Source organism: Dyadobacter diqingensis, assembly GCF_024220585.1.
Lineage (GTDB): Bacteria > Bacteroidota > Bacteroidia > Cytophagales > Spirosomataceae > Dyadobacter > Dyadobacter diqingensis.
The window spans coordinates 73,680-92,421 of sequence record NZ_JAMXKF010000010.1; the positions used below are offsets into that span (position 1 = coordinate 73,680).

At 45.3% G+C, this 18,742-nt stretch carries 10 protein-coding genes; 3 read left to right on the forward strand and 7 right to left on the reverse strand.

Annotation, left to right across the window (positions count from 1 at the left end; genetic code table 11):
- Positions 1-74 precede the first annotated feature (74 nt).
- Together M1L62_RS23495 and M1L62_RS23500 are read right to left on the reverse strand one after the other, a co-directional pair.
- Positions 75-2,039: a sialate O-acetylesterase gene (locus tag M1L62_RS23495; protein ID WP_254562084.1), complete on the reverse strand. Its 1,965-nt coding sequence runs from the start codon at positions 2,037-2,039 to the stop codon at positions 75-77.
- A gap of 187 nt (positions 2,040-2,226) precedes the next feature.
- Positions 2,227-5,397: a metallophosphoesterase gene (locus M1L62_RS23500; RefSeq protein WP_254562085.1), complete on the reverse strand. Its 3,171-nt coding sequence runs from the start codon at positions 5,395-5,397 to the stop codon at positions 2,227-2,229.
- A 258-nt stretch (positions 5,398-5,655) separates the two neighbouring features.
- Between M1L62_RS23500 and M1L62_RS23505 the strand changes: the two genes are divergently transcribed.
- Entirely contained in the window at positions 5,656-6,219 is a 564-nt protein-coding gene (locus tag M1L62_RS23505) for a hypothetical protein (RefSeq protein ID WP_254562086.1), read from the forward strand.
- Between the two features lie 130 nt (positions 6,220-6,349).
- Here the strand turns inward: M1L62_RS23505 and M1L62_RS23510 are convergent, their stop codons facing one another.
- Positions 6,350-8,665, reverse strand: coding sequence for a TonB-dependent receptor (locus M1L62_RS23510; protein ID WP_254562087.1), 2,316 nt, complete (start codon positions 8,663-8,665; stop codon positions 6,350-6,352).
- A 143-nt stretch (positions 8,666-8,808) separates the two neighbouring features.
- Between M1L62_RS23510 and M1L62_RS23515 the strand changes: the two genes are divergently transcribed.
- Positions 8,809-9,363, forward strand: a complete 555-nt coding sequence (locus M1L62_RS23515; RefSeq protein WP_254562088.1) for a TetR/AcrR family transcriptional regulator — start codon at positions 8,809-8,811, stop codon at positions 9,361-9,363.
- 90 nt (positions 9,364-9,453) lie between these two features.
- Positions 9,454-10,362, forward strand: coding sequence for an NAD(P)/FAD-dependent oxidoreductase (locus M1L62_RS23520; RefSeq protein ID WP_254562089.1), 909 nt, complete (start codon positions 9,454-9,456; stop codon positions 10,360-10,362).
- Between the two features lie 87 nt (positions 10,363-10,449).
- Here M1L62_RS23520 and M1L62_RS23525 read toward each other — a convergent pair whose 3' ends face one another.
- The 4 genes from M1L62_RS23525 to M1L62_RS23540 all read right to left on the reverse strand — a co-directional run bounded on the left by M1L62_RS23525 (position 10,450) and on the right by M1L62_RS23540 (position 18,651).
- On the reverse strand, positions 10,450-11,385 hold the full coding sequence (locus M1L62_RS23525) for a sugar phosphate isomerase/epimerase family protein (RefSeq protein WP_254562090.1): 936 nt from the start codon (positions 11,383-11,385) through the stop codon (positions 10,450-10,452).
- 36 nt (positions 11,386-11,421) lie between these two features.
- Positions 11,422-14,271, reverse strand: a complete 2,850-nt coding sequence (locus tag M1L62_RS23530; protein ID WP_254562091.1) for a PQQ-dependent sugar dehydrogenase — start codon at positions 14,269-14,271, stop codon at positions 11,422-11,424.
- Between the two features lie 112 nt (positions 14,272-14,383).
- Positions 14,384-17,326, reverse strand: a complete 2,943-nt coding sequence (locus M1L62_RS23535; protein ID WP_254562092.1) for a TonB-dependent receptor domain-containing protein — start codon at positions 17,324-17,326, stop codon at positions 14,384-14,386.
- 200 nt (positions 17,327-17,526) lie between these two features.
- Complete coding sequence (locus tag M1L62_RS23540) at positions 17,527-18,651, reverse strand: FecR family protein (RefSeq protein WP_254562093.1); 1,125 nt, start codon at positions 18,649-18,651, stop codon at positions 17,527-17,529.
- Positions 18,652-18,742: the final 91 nt, after the last annotated feature.

The window sequence follows — 18,742 nt, forward strand, 5'->3', positions numbered from 1 at the left end:
CGCAAAAGCAAAGGGCATTGCATACGAGATTTTTCGTGCGCAATGCCCTTTCTTTAAATTATATCAAAAACTGCTTACTCGAATTTTTTCCCAACCGTTATTCCGGGCCAGCTATCGGTACGGAACGGGCTTGCAGGGAAACCAGCGGAATTATACAGATTGGCTTCAACCGGCGCATCCGACCAGGCATAATGAACCGAAACAGGTTTAAGTCCTTTCGGATGATGAACAACCACTTTGTTTCCGGTAATTTCTGCTTTGGCAGGATAAAAAACCTTATCCTCTCCGGCAATTTCAAAACCTTTGAGTTCTCCGTCTTTGGCTACCAATTTATCGGGTGCAAATTTGAAACTTACGACCGCTTTCCCTTCACTGAAAGTCACTGCGTCAAACAATGGGGAGCTGTAATCGATTTTTTGCCCGTAATCCAGTTTCAAAGCATTGGTAGCCAGCCTGTGTGCAACGTCCTGTTTGTTGGTCGGGTGAATATCTTTTGCGTTTCCTACGTCAATGGTTACAGCCATTCCGGTTTTAGGTAGCTTTAAAGTCATGGTTTGCGCTTCACGAAGCTCTGCCCAGTTACTGCCTTTATTACTGTCCTGATTGCCGCCGAAGCTCGACAGCTGAACAAAATAGAATGACTCGTTGCCTGGTTTTCCATTCGCAGCCCATTGGTTGCGCCAGTCCTGAATCAGCAAAGGAAAACTCTGACGGTATTGGTAAGCCCTGGTGGTATTGGCTTCGCCCTGATACCAAAGATTGCCGCGTATCGCAAAAGGAACCAGTGGAGCAATCATCGCATTGTAGATCGTTGTGCCTACGTTGTTGCTGGAATGCATGTAATTGTGTTTGTCAGCGAATGAGGGCATTAAAAACCACTCTTTTGCCAGACTTATTTTCTGCTGCTCATTGCCAACATAGAGATTGTCCGCCGAACCGACCAAACCTAGTCCGTACCACGGTGTGCTGATCATGTTTCCAAATTTGATAACCAGCTGATTGTCGCCGGATTTCCAGGTGTTTTCCGGAATTTCTATTTTTCTTACGCCTTTGATAATTCCCTCATTAACAAGTTTTCCGTTAATGTAAATGGCGTTATGGCTATCGTTTTCGGCAAGGGCAAGGGTTGTTTTTTGCGAAACCAGCTCCGCAGGAATGCTGATGGTTTTTGCCATGTATCCATTGCCACGGAATGCCCAGATGTTTTTCCAGTCCCATTGACCAATAGGGCTATCCGCCTTTATCCATTTTGAAAAATCATAACCGGGCTCAGTGTACCTGGCTTCGTCAGCGCTTGAAGGGTTAATCTGCGGATCTTTGAATAACTGTTTCCGGAGTTTCGCATCGAGGCGGGCATCTGCTTCGTCCCAGTTTTTTGGCAGATTATTTGCATAACCTTTCAATTCTTCATTGCTTAACATGCCTTCTTTACTGATCCAGCCTTCCACTTGTGAGCCGCCCCAGGAGGAATGAAGAATACCGATCGGGACGTTTAATTTCTGATACAGCTCACGGGCGAAGAAAAAGCCTACTGCGGTAAAACTGCCGACCGTTTCGGGTGAAGCGATCATCCAGGAGCCGTTTTTCAGGTCTTTCTGCACAGCCATCGTAACCTCATGATCCACATTGAAATGACGGATTTTAGGGAAATCGGCGTTCTTTTTTTCTTCTTCAAAATTATTGGCCTGCTGTACTTTAAATTCCATGTTCGACTGACCGGAACAAAGCCATACTTCACCGATCAGAATATCTTCAACCGCTGCTTTTCCTGATTTTGCAGTGGCCGTCATTTGATAAGGTCCACCGGCTTCCAGCGGGGCAAATCTGACGATCCATTTTCCGGCTGTATCAGCAGTTGCCGTTAATGTCTGACGGCCCAGCGTTACCGTTACTTTTTCCTGCGGTGTAGCCCATCCCCAGACCGGAATAGGTTTTTGGCGTTGTAACACAACATGGTCTGAGAAGAGGCGGGCCAGTTTGACCTGAGCAAAACTTGTAGTGCCTGATATAAGAAGTACAAAGAACAGTAATCTTTTCATTGCGTTTAAATCTGATGGATTAGGTATAAAGCAGAAATCTGGCGCAACTTACCTAAGTTTTGGGCTGGTGACAATAAAATCGCCGTCATTTTTAATTCATTGGACAAGAGAAAGGTCCGGCGTAGCCGCCAGACCTTTCTCCGTTTCGTTTGTTCTCTGTGGAAGTTTATGAATCGATTCGTATCGGCTATTTTTTGATGATTTTGTAATGTATAACCTTGTCCTTATTCTGGCTTGACAAAATAAATGCACCTGCTGAAAAACCGGATAAGTCCAGTTCTGTAAGGCTTCCCGGCACAGAAAGATAGCGAACAACCACGCCCCTGGCATCGGTAATTCTAACCGTTTCGTAGAGTAACGGCGTGCTGAAATATACCTTGTTATCAGTCGGGTTAGGGTAGAGAGTACTTAATGTTCCTGCGGCTTGCGGCACTTCCGTAGTACCCACACGAGCCGGCGCTGTCAGTGCATCCTGACTTAAAACCACCTCCATGTCGAATTGAACGTCCGAACTGGTCAGGCTGTTTTGATGCAGTTCAACCGCGACGGTGTTGGTTGCGTTGAATGGTTCTTTCCGGAAATAGTTGCCGTCGTTGGGGATCACAACGGTTTGCCAGATATACTCGGGAGAGCCATTGGAGAATGTCGTGTCCGTAATGGGGCGCGTGGGCATATTGGGGTCGCGGGGTAATAACTCTTTGCCGTTGACATAAATGATGACACCATCATCACGTTTATAGTTGACGATGATGGATTTATAAATCGTATTGGAAAGATCCGGCGCAGCAAACGTTTTTCTGAAATAATAGGTCGTCCAACGGTTCCCGCAGGGCGTTGTCACGCAACCCGGGATCAGATGTGCTTCATTGGCATTAATCTCGTAACAGGCCAGTTCAGCGGGACATGCGGGAATCGTCCAACGCTCGGAATCTTCACCGTTGGGTGAATAACCAAAAGGAGCAACTCCCTGTGGCCAGCTTACAAACGTATTGTAATAGTCTATGATTTTATTACTGCCCTTCCAGCTTAGAACTTCGGTGACACCGCCCGGCACATTGATATAATCCACGGGTTTTACGCCGGTGGCCAGATATTTCCACTGGTCGCCGGACGAGATCAGTGTGAGTGAACCTCTTGGATTCCGTCCGGAACCCTGGCCGCCAATACCACCTCCACCCGCCAGTCTGCCCACTACAAACTCCCCATAATGTGTGTCTGACAACAGATAATGAAAATATGACGGGAAGTTTCCAATGTAGCGATTCTTGAAGTGATTCAACGAGGCCTGAGCAGGCGTAATGTCTGAGCTCTTGTCATAGATCCAGATTCCGTCTTTGTTAAAGGCCGTTGCTCCCTGCAATGTGTTGTGTTTTCCTGCTTTGGGGTCCAGGTTATAGGCCGTGCTGATGCTGTTGATTTTGTAGAATTTCAGATATTCACGAAATACCAGATCCTCGGCACTTACTCCCCAGAATATACTGGCCAGGTCTTCCTGTTTGTAATAATGCCGGACGGTTACCTGTTGTGTACCGCTAAGCTCAGTGGCAGGCTTAACCGACCAGTAGCGGTTCATGATCCGCCAGTTCGAGCTGAACGACCGGGTTCTGTCGGCTCTCACATAATTGTCGGGGAAAAAAGCCCCGACATTGGTGCGTCCGGCAGCGCCGCTCAGTTTTACTTCAAAAGGCGCCACACCCACTTTGCCAATGTTGATGTCATGTTTATTGATGGACAACAGCAGATTGGCGTTGTTGTCGGTGTAATGCGTAAAACTTGTATTCTGGTTGAGTGCCTCGGTGCATTCGCAGGTTGCAATCCGCGTGGTGCTGTCGGTTCGGGGAACAGTGAAATTGTCCAGATCCTTGTAGATCACAAACTGGTCGAGCACTTGCTTATTGGTACCGATAAATTTGGCAGTAAGACGTTTGTTTTCAACCTCGATGTGCATAGACCCTCCCATGAAAATGGCCGATTGCATGATTTTACTGATCAGCGACGGATTTTGAAGCAGCTGGCTTGCCGTACCTTCGTTTGGCCTGCCGCCACCACCGTTTACGACATAAATGATCCCCTCGTTCTGGGTTGCTGCGCTCGTTTTGTAATAAAAACATGAATTGGCTGTGCCGTCGTATCTTCCGCTTCCCTGGGCATTGCTGCCGACAGCAGGGTTATGTGTGGCCTGATTGAAGGAAGCCGATGTCTGAGAATGGCCCCGCATTAACCGGGAACGTTGATAATCATGGCTGTGTCCGCCGAGTACGATATCAACTTTGTTAGAATCCAGTAGCGGGATCAGATTCTGGCGTGTGGCTGTCAGCTCATCTTCCGTATCGGAATTGTGTGAGCCTCCACTGTATGGCGGCATATGCGTAAAAACGATGACCCAGTTGATATCAGGATCCGCTTTGGCTTTTACCAGGTCCCTTTTCAGCCATTTATACTGCTCACCGCTTGTGGTCAGTATCTTGACCGGCGTGTCACCTGATTTTTCATATCCATAGGTATCCAGACTGATGAAATGGATGTTACCGTAGTTGAAAGAATAATACGCTTCCGTCCCGGAAGGTTCTCCTCCGCCTTCACCATTTTTAAAGTTGTCGGCCACGGAGTAATAATGGACATTTTTTGTAAAACGGTTGGTTTCCCGTTGAGGAACTGTTAACGCGCCGTCGTAGTAATCATGATTTCCCGGAGTTGCATAAAACGGAGTCTGTCGGAAAATCCAGTCGTACCGGCCCCTCCCTTTATCAAAAATATGGTCCTGATATTGCGCCTCCGTTCCCTGTTCGTAGGCGTTATCGCCAAGCCATAGCCAAAGGTCCATTGGGCCGGTTTTGTTTACCGTCATATAATTCTGAAACGATGCGATGGTGCTGTCCTGTCGGTTATTGAAATCTGTTTTAGGCAATGCCCCGAAATCGCCAAGCACCCACATTTGTATTTTCTTCTTTGAACCAGGCGGAGGAGGCGTCCGGAACACATGATTGACTGATTTTTCTAAAATGAGAGTCTGTTCGGTCGGATTGGAGTAATTGTAGGCAGTTCCGATATAATAGTTATAAAGTCGGTCCGTGGCAAGGTCTGTCAGGATAATCTTATGTTCGGTAGAGGCCGTGGTTTCGTCCACAATCCTGCCCCCGTTGCTTAATCCCTCGAATTCTTCTGCGTATACCACACGGCCCAACGTCGGGATATCTGTTCGCCAGCGGATCGTTACGGAACTACGCGTAAAATTTTCATTTCGCCTGATAGAGTAGGCCATCTGGAGGTATGGCCCGCGCACAACAACGGGTGTCTGACAAAGCGCTTCCAGCGAAGACAGCAGACAATACATCAGTACTAGTATAGCTTGTCTCATGGTTAAAAAAGAGGTAAGGTGAATAAAAAGAGTGCGGAAAAGTATTACCTAAAAATTACTGTTTTTTCTTTAAAAATGCAAATTTTATTTTATATATTTAAGAAGTTATATTACTGCCAGTCAATTAGTTAACGGTAGCTGGCAGGGCTGCATTTTCGATAGCTCCAAGTGTGTATCAAGGCATTTGGAGGACGGATAGGCTTGGGTCATATCCGATGCGATCTGAAAGTTTAAAGTACCTCCTTACCTCTTAATGAAATGACAAAAACTATGCGATTTTTGAGTTGCAAATGGCTCCTCGCCATAGCACTGTTTACGTGTTTGCTTGCTTGCAAAGGAGAAGACGGAGAAGTCGGTCCGGCGGGTCCGGCCGGGCCCGCCGGGGCACAGGGAATACAGGGTGTAGCGGGTTCCACGGCCAATCTGGTGGTCTCAGCCTGGACGAAGGTCGCCAGTACGGCATGGGTAGCCAATCAGAATTCATCCTACTTTTTGGTATCTCTGGATGAGAAGACCATTACACAGGCTAATCTGGATAAGGCGCTGGTAATGGCTTATTACCGGAATTCAGGAAGAGATAATGTTGTTTTTTCCCTCCCAACCGCAAACCAGGACCTTGCTTTGGGCTTTTTCATGCAGGTACGCGACAGCAAAGGTACCATGAACTTTGACCTGACCTATGGCCAGCCACGGCTGGAACCGATTGATTTCGACCTGGAATTTCGCTGGGTGATTATTCCGCCTGCCACGGGAGGCCGTTTGAAACATATTGACTGGACAAATTATTCAGCCGTAAAACAGGAGCTGGGTCTTAGGGATTAAATACTTACTCTCAACGCTATACGTGTAACCGTTCAGGCAAATAAATCAACGGGCTTGTATGGCTTTCCCGGGCATAATTACGATGATGATATCGTCTTATGCCCAGGAAATACTTGACTCGTAAGCCTGCTCAAAATTCCAGTCTGTAATTCAAAATCGGTAATAAACCAGTCTGGGTAATTAATTTAACCCGGTCATTTTTTAATTCGTAATAGCGGTCGAAAGCGTTCAAACGGTTGGTAACATTCTGGATATCGAGGGAGAGGGTGGAAGACGTGCGTTTTCTGTTTTTGGTATAACTCACCCTCAGATCGGTACGGAAATACATTGGCAATTGTTCAGAATAACTTTTTGTCCAGTCGTAAACCGTTTTTCTGTCTTTTCGTGATTGTTCCAGGTCAATCGGCGTGGTGCGGTTTCCGCCTGCTGCCAACAGCTTGATATTGGCGGCAAAAATGTTGGTTTTGTTTTTACCTACTTTCCATTCCTTTCCTGCCAGAACATTCTGTACAAATTTTCCATTGAAACGACTGTCCCGCTCGATACCATCACGTCCTGTATATTTCGACTGGTAAAGCGATGTGGTGCTCATGAAATAAATACCATTGGTGAGCGATTTTTCGACTGTCAGTTCAAGACCATAACTGCGTCCTTTGCCATCACTTGTCAGCGTGTCTGTTACAAAACCACTTATTTCATTAAGTTGCGAGTTATGGAGCAAAAACGGCGTAGTGGTATTAGCAGGGCCGATGGGGATGTTGTAATGATGCTGATAGTATATTTCTGACATCACCCGCCAGCTTGCCGAAGGCCGGAATTCGTAACCCGCCACGGCGTGTGCAGATTTCATCAGTTTCAGGTTTTTATTCAGGTCATCGGTGCGGTTATCGCCGATGTTGACCTGGGCAAAATAGGTAGAGATGGATTCTGTTTTGCTATGTAAACCGGCTCCCAGGCTGAACGTATGTTTTGGCGCAACAGCCCATTTTAAGCCCAGCCGGGGTTCAATGGAGCTTTGGTCGTTCAGCGCAAGTAACATGGCATGAATACCGGCGTTCAGGGTTAATGTAGAGGTGAGACGATGTTTCCACTGTCCGTACGCCTGAAATAATTCCGTACTTCCCTCCTGATTTACCTTTACCACATAGGGGCCGTCTTCATCATCTTTATCAAAAAGATTGAAATTGTAATGGTTGACGATAACACCCAGCCGGAATGTATTTCTGGCGTTCATTTTATAGTTGTATAACAATGAAATCCGGAGTGCCTGATTGACGAAATCCTGCTGGTAATTGGTTTGCCTTATTTTGTCGTAAAATTCGTCGCTTTGTTTTGTGGCAGAATACGATACGGTATTTTCGAAATAAGATTTATTGTTAATGAAACGCAGATAATTGACGCCGACAACACCACGGTTGGACTGAAATTTTTCTTTAAGATCTTCATTGTCTGCCGATGAAGTACTTAGTCCGCCCAAACCCCATACCGAAACGACGGCTTTGTCGCCATAAGGAATGTAGACTTTAAAGGCACCATCCTGAAACGTGTTGGAAAAGTCGCCCTGAATATTCAGCCCGATTTTGTTAAGCACAGCCAGGGTGGAGTATCGATAATTGGCAAGATAAGAAGCACCACCTTTGGGACCGATGGGTCCTTCCGCAGCAAAATCGAGTCCGAGAACACCTGCCTGCATGGCGTATTCACGTTTTTCGTTATTACCTTTTCTGAGTTTCAGGTCAAAAACACCGGAAGTTGCGTTGCCGTACTCCGCAGGAAATGCTCCGGTCAGGAAATCGGAGTTTCCAAGAACGTTTGCACTTAACGCACTGATACCGCCGCCACTGGAACCTTCCTGTGCAAAATGGTTGGGATTTGGGATTTCCACGCCTTCCATGCGCCACAACATGCCCTTGGGACTGTTTCCCCTTACAATGATCTGGTTGTTGCCATCATCGTTGGTGGCTACGCCTGCAAAGGAGAGGGCCATGCGGGCAGGATCGTTCACGGCGGCGGCGAATCGCTTGGTCTGGTCGACGGTGAAAGAGCGGCCACTTACACTGACCATATCATTCAATGGTGCTCCGTTTTCTTTTTGCGCCTTGATCACCACTTCGTCTAATGCCTTAAAAGACTCCGTCAATTTTATATTCAGCTCTACTTCCTTGCCGGAACCGACGGTGATTTCCTGTAAGAAAGCATGGTCATAACCTACGCTCGTAATCTTGAAAGAGTGACGGCCGACGGGGACATTTTCGATCCTGAAATACCCTTCTGTATCCGTCGTGTTGCCAATAACAGGATTCAGGGAAGTGATTACAACGTTGGCGCCAATGACGGGTTGCTGAGATTCGGTATCGATTACCCGTCCTTTCACGACCTGGGCCGGCTGGGCTTGTGCGGTGACGGAATATAGTCCGGCGAGCAGTGTAAAGAAGTATTTTTTCATAGCTAATTTGTTTACATCACTGACAACTTCGCTTTGTTTTACCCTAAATCTGACCGAAAGATTTTCGTATGGAAAATATTTCTCAAACAAAATGTCTCATATCTGAGAAATATGACATAGTTTTGTTTGAAAATATGGAGGTGATGAAAGACACAAAGCAAAAGATTACGGACGCAGCAATAGCCATTTTTAACGAAGACTTTTCGGCGCCGTTGGAAACAGTCGCAGAAAAGGCTGAAGTTACCCGGAGAACCTTGCACCGGTATTTTAAGGACAGAAATGATCTTTTGGCGGCTTGTCATCATACCATGCAGGAAAGTTGCAGAAGCAGCATTGGTGCCGTTTATGCCACTTACACCGAACCACTGGAAAGATTTGAACACATGCTTTATGCCGCGATCGATTGCGGTGTGAAATTCTCCTTTTTTCACAAACTGCATAATAACGAGCATCATAACCATTCCGCAGGGAATAAAAACTGCTCTGATTATGACAGGACTTTTAACAAGTTCAAAAGCACGATCGAAGACCTTCAAAACAAGGGTTTAATCACAGGCGGATTGACCACCGAATGGATTGAAATGTTATGTGCCGGTATTGTTACCGCGGCTATTAATGCGGAAAAGGCAGGTAACGTTGCCCGGATCAACATTAAAAAGTTCGCATGGTATTCATTGAGCAAAGGAATTTTAGCATAAAATTTTTTACATTGTAATGTCTCAGATATGAGAAATTTAGAATAAAATAATGACAAAATGGATTTCAATAATTTTTATAGACAAAGCATAATGGGAAACAGGGATTTTGATGTGGTGATTATTGGAGGCAGTTATGCCGGGTTGTCCGCTGCTATGGCTTTGGGAAGGGCCATTCGGAAAGTGCTGATTATTGATGCCGGTAAACCCTGCAACAGACAAACGCCGCATTCGCATAATTTCATCACACAGGATGGTGTCAAACCAGCCGAAATATCGGCATTGGCCAAAGAGCAGGTATTGGCTTATCCAACCGTTCGTTTTGAAAGCGATACGGTGGTTGATGTGATCGGGGCAAACAATAATTTTAAGCTTGTAACGGAAGAAAAAGGAACATTTACGGCAAAGAAAATAATTTTTGCCACGGGCGTAAGAGATATCATGCCCGACATTCCCGGATTCCCTGAGAGCTGGGGAATTTCCGTAATTCATTGCCCTTATTGTCACGGCTACGAATACAGAGGCCAGAAAACCGGAATTTTTATGAATGGGGAAGGGGCACTGGAATTTGTCAAACTGATTGATAACTGGACGCAAAAATTAACGCTTTTTACGAATGGGAAAGCAACTTTTGACAAAGCGGTTTTCAATAAAATTTCGAATCCGGATTTTAGGATTGTCGAGAAGGAAATCAAAGCATTGTTACATGATAACGGACAATTAAGTGCCGTCGTATTCCAGGATGGAACCAGTGAAAAACTGGATGCATTGTATGCGAAACTGCCGTTTCAGCAGCATACGGATATTCCGGCCAGGATAGGATGTGAAATAAATGATGCAGGTTACATCAAGGTCAACGAGTTTGGCAAAACTTCTGTGGCGGGAATATTTGCTGCGGGTGATAATACTTCGCGTTTACGGTCGGTATCGTCGGCGGTGGCGGCAGGAACCGTAGCGGGAGCGTTTTCAAATCATGAAATGATCAGCGACCGGTATATTTGATGATAACTGGTTTTGGGTATTGTGAAAAAAGAGAAGTCAAGACTGGGCGTCCCCGTTTTCAAAACTTGACTTCTCTCCCTCAAAAACCTACCCGATTACCTTTTTTAAATTTGTGTAACAGGTCTGCACGGTATCAAGCGAAGGTGCCAGGTCGTACTCGACAAAGAAATATTTTAAACCGGCAATTTGCGCGGCCTCAAAAATTCGTTTGAATTCAACCACACCGGTACCCACTTCTGTTATTGTCTGAAGGTCTTTTTTGATATCCTTCACATGCCACAGCGGGAAACGGCCTGGATGTTCTTTAAACAAGGCCACCGGATCTTTTCCGGCTTTGGTCGCCCAGGCCAGGTCAAGTTCCATTTTTACAAGATCCTTATCCGTTTGCGAAAGAACCAGCTCATAAGCCGTTTTTCCGCCTTCCACAGGATCAAATTCCGTGGCGTGATTGTGATAAGCAAAACCTATTCCCGCCTTTTTACTGGCTTCGCCGGTTTTTTGAAACACTTCAATCGAATTTTTAACCTCGTCCAGCGTACCAACCGGGGTGCTCGCACAAACTAAAAAACTGAGTTGTGCTTCTGCCGCGTCGTCAACCAGTTGCTGATAATTATCGCGTAGATTCATCATGGTCGGGATGGTGATCGGTTTTCCGTCCGATCCCACCGGTAATTTACGGCCCGGAGGTAATTTAAAAGGAGCTCCAAGCGCATGGTGTGCTCTCCATGTCATACCCAGGTCTTCAACGACCTTTTTGAATTCCTTTGGCTTATAACCATAATATCCGCCGCGCGTACTGAACGCCGATTCGATTTCCTTGTATCCGATGGCGGCGATTTTTTCAAGCGTTCCTTTCGGGTCATTGTTCATTTTTTCAAAAACAGTGAACAACTGGATACCCACGGACTTTTCCGCTGCAAATAAGTCTGTCAGACCCGATGCTTTGGATAGGTAGGGCAGGGCCAGGCTACCAGCCGCAATTGCGCCTGCTTTTTTCAAAAAATGTCTTCTGTCGTTATTCATATAAAAAGAAATTAGAAGTTAAATCCTGATTGTTTGTTATTGTTGAAAAGTGACTTTTGAAAAAGATAACAAAGGCTGAATCGCTTTGGCGTTGTCATTTCTGAACACAAAATAAATATCATGTTTGCCCTTTGTATCCTTGATTTTAACATGAACGGGCGGTCTTGCGAAAGGATTGAAAGGCTTGGCTGGTGTACCCGGCTTGGCGTTCTTTTTCTCACTTTCCATTTCTGCCATCACTTTGGCTATGTCAACTTCGGGAGCCATCTCAACTTTTTGTTCGCCGACGAGCACGCCAGTCGGTGAGTCAAGCCTGATTTCGATGGTTCCGCCAACACTGCCTTCTCTTTTCTGTGCCGAGGCATCAAATTCAAGTTTGTCTATGCCGGATAAGTCAATGCCTTTAAATGCCAGATAACTGTTGTTAAAGGCAACCAGACTAAAACCTAACCCGGCAACGCCAAGTGCTTTTAATTCAGCACCTTTAATCACGGGAGCTTCCGCGGCATAAATTTCGGGATTTCGTAAAACGATCATTTCTTCCGATGTCTGTGCAGGAATGGTTTTGGCGCCGCTTATGGCTCTGTCGGTAAATGCTGCCCTGATTAACACCGATCCTTTTCCATTATCTCCTTTTGGGATTTCGGGCGTGTAGGAGCCTTTTACCGGAAGCGTGCTCAAAGTTTTGTCAGTGCTGTTCAGAATGTATTTGACAATAACCTCTGCATCAGCCACAGGCAGGGCAGGGTGGGCCGCCATGGCTACTTCTCCCCAAACACCGGATCCGCCTTCCAGTACTTTTTTGACGAGTTTTTCCAGCGCTCCCGACTGACCTTTGTATTTATTTGAAATGTCGGCGAAAGATGGTCCTACCGATTTCGTGTTTGGCTGATGACAAACCTTGCAGTCGCTTTTACTCATCAAAACCTGCGCCACAGCAAACTGCGTGGAAGCATCCACACTTCGCTGGCTTTGCACGACTTCGGCGTAGTCAAAACCCTCGGACGTGTAATCTACGCTGACAGCAACCTGATCAGCCTTGATCTTTCCATCGACCAAACTGCCGTCTTCCTTATCGCTGACACTGACTGCGTAATCAATCGGTTTGCCGGCGAAGAAAAATGAACTGTTTCCGGCAAGGTTTACAGCCACTTTCGGTGGCTCATTTCCTGCTACAATTTTTAGAGATTGGCTGTTGCTGGCTCCTTTAGAGTCGGTAACCGTCAAAGCGACATTATAAACACCGGGTTTATCAAAAGAAACACTCGGGTTTGCCGTGGTTAAAGTCTTTGGCGCGACACCTGCACCGGTAATTTTCCAGCTGTATTTTAAAGCGTCGCCATCAAAATCTTTCGTGCCTTCCGACGATAATTTTGCCTGAAAAGGAACCGTACCTCCTTTTTTATCGGTCGAAACCTGAACGATCGGTTTGCGGTTTCCACCATTGTATTCAATCCGGATCAGACGCGAGTTATCACTTTTTCTGAACCAGTTACTGCCATATTCCAGAATATACAAATCACCATCGGGACCGAATTTGATATCAATCGGCTGTACCGGATGATAACCTGGAAGCACTCTCTCCATTGATTCATAATCGCCGTTTTCCTTCATACTGATCGCCATAATCCAGCCGCGCGAAAAATCTGCTGCGATCCATTTATTTTCATAATACGCTGGCCATGGACGTTTAGGATTTGTAAAATCCGACTTATGATAAATCGGTCCGCCGGTAGCACTTCTTGAACCTGAACCCACAAGCGGGAATTTTTCAGAAACCCCGTAAGGATAATAGATAAAATTGGGTGCCGTTGCAGGCAGCTCTTTTAAGCCGGTATTGTTTGGCGAAGTATTGACAAGGTGTTCGGGGTCTTTTTTGGCAAGTGGTTTGTTCGCGGCGTAGTCATAAACAGGAAAAGCCTGATTGTCGGCCACAAACCACGGCCAGCCGAAATTCCCCGGTTTACGCGCCTGGTTCAATTCATCATAACCTCTTGGCCCGATATCTGAATCTTCATTTGCATCCGGACCTACTTCGCCCCAGTACACATAATTGGTCTTGCTGTCAATGGAAATGCGCCATGGATTGCGGTGCCCCATCGAATAAATTTCAGGTCTGGTTCGGCGGTCGTCACCGCTGGGCGTTCCTTTTGGATAAAGGTTTCCTTCCGGAATGGTATAACTTCCGTCGGCTTCCGGGTGGATCCTTAATATTTTTCCTCTTAAATCATTGGTATTGCCCGCATGTCCCTGGTCATCCCAGCTGCTGCGTCCTTCACGTTCGTCCGTTTGTGCGGCTTTTTGATTTCCTGTGTTATTTCCAACCGTCAGAAAAAGGTTACCCGCTTTATCCCAGGTCATCCCGCCGCCGGTATGGCAGCAAACTTCGCGCTGGGTTTCAACTTCCAGAACCGTTTTTTTTGAACTTTCAACCAGTTGTTCGTCTCTTATTTCCCAACGGGCCAGAACGTGTTTTTTTTCTGTGGGATGCGCGTAGTAAAGATAAATCCAGTGATTTTTTTCATAGTTCGGGTCCATCGTAAACCCCATCAAACCCTCTTCTGCTTCTTTTACAACCCCGTCGGCACTGGTATATTTTGTGTTAACGGGAATGGTGGCAATAAGGTCTGTCGTTTTTGTAGCCGCATTGTACTTTTTCAGCGCGCCTTTTCTTTCAATGATATAAGCGGAACCATCTTTCAGAACTTCAAAAACCATGGGTTCATCCAGATTGTCGGCGATTACGACCGGTGTAAACCTGCTTTCATCGGGTTTGGGCGGACTGTCCTGCATCGTAAAGGAAGCAAGGCACGCGAGGCCGGCCATCTTGATTGCAGTTTTGGTGAAATTTAAAATGTCAGGATAAATGGCGGATGGATCAATCATATAGTCAGGTTTATAGTAGTCTTGAAATATAATAATATTTTAAGAAAAAATGGTTAATTGCGAAGTGGTGCCGGACCCGAAAATCCGACACCCTTCTTTCCATCCATCAGTATTAAAACTCGAAGGCCAATGATAGCCATAAGCTTCTTGGAAGCAAGGCTCTTCCTGGCATCATTGTGCCTTTTTCAACAGCGGAGAAATTGCGGAACTGGTCACCGCGCACATCACCCTCTGTCAATACTCTTGCATTGAGCAGGTTATCTACCCAAAATCTTGCATTCAGATTTTTAGTGAAACTGTAACCCACGCCGCCTTTCATCAAAGCATAGGCAGGTAATTTGTAGCTGTTACTTGGAGCTGTGAACCGGCTGCCGATATAACTTCCTGCCAGATAAATGTTGAATTTCTTGTAATCATACGTTGCTGACAGCTCGGTATTCAGTACAGGAACGCGTTCTGTTCTTTTTCCTGTAAAACTGTACGTCGTATCTCCCAGAATCGCCACGATCGCCGAGTTTGTATTGGTACTTGCAGAATAATCCGTGTATTTCGAATCTTGAACTGTACCCGTTAAACGTAAGTTCAGTGACTTAGTGACTTTGTAAGATGCTTCAAATTCTGCACTGTACGTTCTTGTTGATCCAAATGCCAGCAAGACCTGATTTCCCGACGAAACCGTTGGTACGGTGATGGACAAAGAAACGTTTTTGATAGCCGAATAACTGGCTGATGCAAAAAGTGAGAAATCGTTTTTAGCATATTTAAAACCAATTTCACCTAAGTAAACCGGACGTTTCTTGATTTTCTCGGGATTATAAGCCGTAGCGTTGTAATCGGCGATATTGGGTGCGTTGTAAGCTCTTGTTGCTCTGGCGAACAAAGCTGCTGCATTATTGATTTTATAGTTCAAACCCGCTGTCGCTGCCCAGTTTGTCACGTTTTCAGAATATTTGGTATAGTCAGCAATCACCAAAGTCGAAGCTTTTGTGTAATCTGGTGTACCGTCGGTTTTGTATGCGTAAAAAGGTCTTTTCCCATCCACATTCTGGTTGTCGATGCGGGCACCCAAATCCAGTCGCCAGTTTGCATTCAGCGTAATTTCGTCCGAAGCATATGCAGATAATGTTCTGGAATCACCGATTACTGTTGCCAGTGTCAGCGGCGTGATTTGCGCAGCCGTTGGCGAAGTAATAAGTCTTCTCGGTTTTTCCTTGAATTCCTGCAAGTAAGAGAAGTTATAGTTCGGTCCGTCGTTACGGTTGTACTGGTGAATTCCTGCGCCAATTAAAAGACTGTGATTGCCATAAGTCTTTTTAAGATCGAGGTAATTCACAATCTGAATATCCTTCAATTTTTGCGTCACACCTGTCACATTCACAAGTCTGTCACCGGCTTTCAAGGAAGCTGCAGTGCCATCCAGGTAGTAATATTGCGTTGTGCCATTGTAGGCTACATTACTGGCAGGAATCCCGGCCGTTACGTTCATGTTGGTGTGCTGGTAACGGAAGTTGTTATTGATTTCCCAGCCTTGATCTGTCGTATAATTAAACTGAAAACCGCCGGCTCCATGTTTGGTATGTATACCGTCAGACATATCGTAATTTCTAGTCACGCCGTCTGCCGCAGTGTAGCTGAATTTCGTATCAATCGTTGCCAGAGACTGGCTTACCATATCAAAAGAACTCGTTTTCGTAGGTTTTCCGGTGCCGTCGTATGGGTAAAAACTTGTCAGCATCCATTGCACCTTATCGTTCAGGTATTTTCCGTAGACACGTACAAATCCTTTCTGATTTTTAAAGTTGTAAGTCATGTTACCTTTCAACTGTCCACCCTGATTGGCCGTATAACCTGGTGAAACAATTCCTTTATCCGTACGGTAAAAACCACCGATGTTGTAACGGATATTGCTGTTTACTTTTCCGCCTACGTTACCATCCAGACGGTAAAGTCCTTGTGATAAACCCGTTGTAGCTTTAAACTTACCATATGTTTTTTCAGCGCCGGTGTAGCTCAGGTTATTGATTACGGCACCAGGCGTATTGGCCATCACGATCGACGCGTTGCCACCTCTTACCGCTTCAATGTTTCTGATCGTAAGATCCGTTTTATAATATTGGTCAACGGAAGGAAGTGAATTATAACCAGTAGGTAAAACCGGCAATCCGTCCTCCATGATACCCAGGAAAATATAACCTCCCTGCTGCGGAAAACCACGTACCCATACGTTACCAGGGCCGTCGCCACCTGTACTTTCAACCGTTAATCCGGGAATTGCTTTAAGTAGATCTGTGCTATTTAATGGTGCTCTGGTTTGAATGTCCTTATTATTGATCGTGGTGATGGCCACACTACTTTCGATTTTCTTTTTCGGGTTTCCGCCTGTCACCACAATTTCCTGCAATTGAAGAATATCGTCTTTTAGATCGATATCAATCTGCAAATCGCCGCCGATCACCTGAATTTCTTTTTTTACAGCTGTGAAACCGATGCTGCTTACGGAAAGCGTATAAGTGCCTTCGGGAATGTCAACAAAAGAGAAAGCACCGTTCATATCCGTCACTACGCCATTGCTTTTATAGTTCAACAGCACGGTCACGCCACCCAGTGTTTCTCCTTTACTGTCCTTTATTTTACCAGAAACCGTATAGTTTGGCGCCTTACTTTTTATCCCGTTCAGAGATTGCGCCCCTTCCTTTGACGTGCGGCTGATGATGATCAGGTTATCAGTCACACGGTAAGTAAGTTCAAGTGGTTTCAGGGCTTCGTCCAATACTTTGTACAAAGGCTGTTGATTAACTTTCAGATTTATTTTACGATCTCCTCTGATGATTTTTGTACTGAATACAAATTTTCCGTTGATCTGTTTTTCAATACTTTGTAATATATTTTCAACCTCTTTGTTTTCGGCATTAAGGCTGATTTTTCTGCTTAATAATGTCTGGGCGTTTCCTTCCGTCGCATTGGCGTTACCCAAAGCCCATATGGCAATTATTAACTGATAGAGCGAGATACGCATGGCTCTTAGAATTACTTGAAAATTACACGCTTCTTTCATACATTTGAATGTTTTATTGAGGTTAGATTTGGTAAAACGGTCCCCTGCATCCTTTTTGCGAAGGATGTCTTGTTGGTTCCGAAAGCAACTTGGGGGATTCATGAGGGTCGGAGATGTTGGTAGCATCATCCGACTCTTTTTTTTAACTGTATTTTGTTTTTTACATAAATGTTGAGATAGGGTTAAAAGAATTTTTTAGCTTAATTTTTGCAACCTTTACTATATACGATGATCTGTCCGTCCAGCATTTCATAGCGGGCTTCGATCACTTCGCAGATTATATCAAGCTTTTGAAACAGCGACTGGCGGGTCAGTGAAGCCGTTACCGGGCAGCCGCGGAGAAGGTCTTTGTCGAAAATAATATCTACCTGATAAGCATCTTCCAGATCACCCAAAACCTGGGAAGCCGGTGCATTTACAAAATCAAAAGTGGCAGCATCATCACCATCAACCACCTCAGGAGTATCACGGATGGTTTTTGACATATTCGTTGTTTCCCGTTCGTAAACCATCTTTTGATTCGCGGTAAGGACCATACCTTTGGATTTAAGTACTTTCTGGTCTTTGGTCTCGGTAAAATCTTTTTGCCTGAACACCGAAACTTTACCCTCCTTCACTTCAACGGTCGTTTTTAAAGCCGCGTCTTTGGCATTGATTGTAAAACTTGTTCCCAAAACTTTGGTAACCAATTCATTGGCATACACCAGAAACGGCCTTTTAGGATCTTTGGAAACTTCAAAAGACGCCTCGCCCGATAGATAGACTTCACGCTTTTCAACGAGAAATTTTTCAGGAAAACTGATCTTCGAATGGGGAAACATTGTCACCTTACTGCCATCCGACAGGGTAATGACCTTATTCGTTTTTGTTTCGTTTTCTTCTTCGTGTAATGGTTTCCCGGCTGTAAGTCTTTCGTAATTGCTGTCGCTGATACGGTAACGCTGATAAACCCAGCCCAGACTCAACATCATCACAACGGTTGCCGCCGCCCAGAAAACGGAGCTTCTGCTGAAAATATTCCACGTTGAGGTAAGGCTTTTCGTTTCGGAAACTGCTGTGAACGCCGTTTCTTTTTCATTGCGGACCTTACTTAACAACTCCTGAATTTCGAAATCGATTTCACTTTCGTCAAGGTGTGTTTCGTAATGTACGTAAACACTTTCCAGCAATGCCTGCGCCCGTGCAATCTCCTGCGCCTGGGCAGGGTTATGGATCAGGTAGTTTTCCCAGAAAGTATTGTCGGCATCACGTTTGTATCGCACCCAATTTTGAAACCGGGCGTCTAATACAAAATCTTCAAGGCTATATTCTTGGTATTGATTCATGTTATTATTGGCTTCTACTTATACATAGGCAGCGGCTAACATGAAATAATCAAAATATTTCACTTTTTTTTGAAAAAACTTCAAAAAGACG

What these genes read in the sequence shown, in the direction of transcription:
- M1L62_RS23510 (WP_254562087.1), bottom strand. Translation starts at nt 8,665, where the DNA reads ATGAAAAAATACTTCTTTACACTGCTCGCCGGACTATATTCCGTCACC.
- M1L62_RS23505 (WP_254562086.1), top strand. Translation starts at nt 5,656, where the DNA reads ATGACAAAAACTATGCGATTTTTGAGTTGCAAATGGCTCCTCGCCATA.
- M1L62_RS23520 (WP_254562089.1), top strand. Translation starts at nt 9,454, where the DNA reads ATGGGAAACAGGGATTTTGATGTGGTGATTATTGGAGGCAGTTATGCC.
- M1L62_RS23540 (WP_254562093.1), bottom strand. Translation starts at nt 18,651, where the DNA reads ATGAATCAATACCAAGAATATAGCCTTGAAGATTTTGTATTAGACGCC.
- M1L62_RS23495 (WP_254562084.1), bottom strand. Translation starts at nt 2,039, where the DNA reads ATGAAAAGATTACTGTTCTTTGTACTTCTTATATCAGGCACTACAAGT.
- M1L62_RS23525 (WP_254562090.1), bottom strand. Translation starts at nt 11,385, where the DNA reads ATGAATAACGACAGAAGACATTTTTTGAAAAAAGCAGGCGCAATTGCG.
- M1L62_RS23500 (WP_254562085.1), bottom strand. Translation starts at nt 5,397, where the DNA reads ATGAGACAAGCTATACTAGTACTGATGTATTGTCTGCTGTCTTCGCTG.
- M1L62_RS23515 (WP_254562088.1), top strand. Translation starts at nt 8,809, where the DNA reads ATGAAAGACACAAAGCAAAAGATTACGGACGCAGCAATAGCCATTTTT.
- M1L62_RS23535 (WP_254562092.1), bottom strand. Translation starts at nt 17,326, where the DNA reads ATGAAAGAAGCGTGTAATTTTCAAGTAATTCTAAGAGCCATGCGTATC.
- M1L62_RS23530 (WP_254562091.1), bottom strand. Translation starts at nt 14,271, where the DNA reads ATGATTGATCCATCCGCCATTTATCCTGACATTTTAAATTTCACCAAA.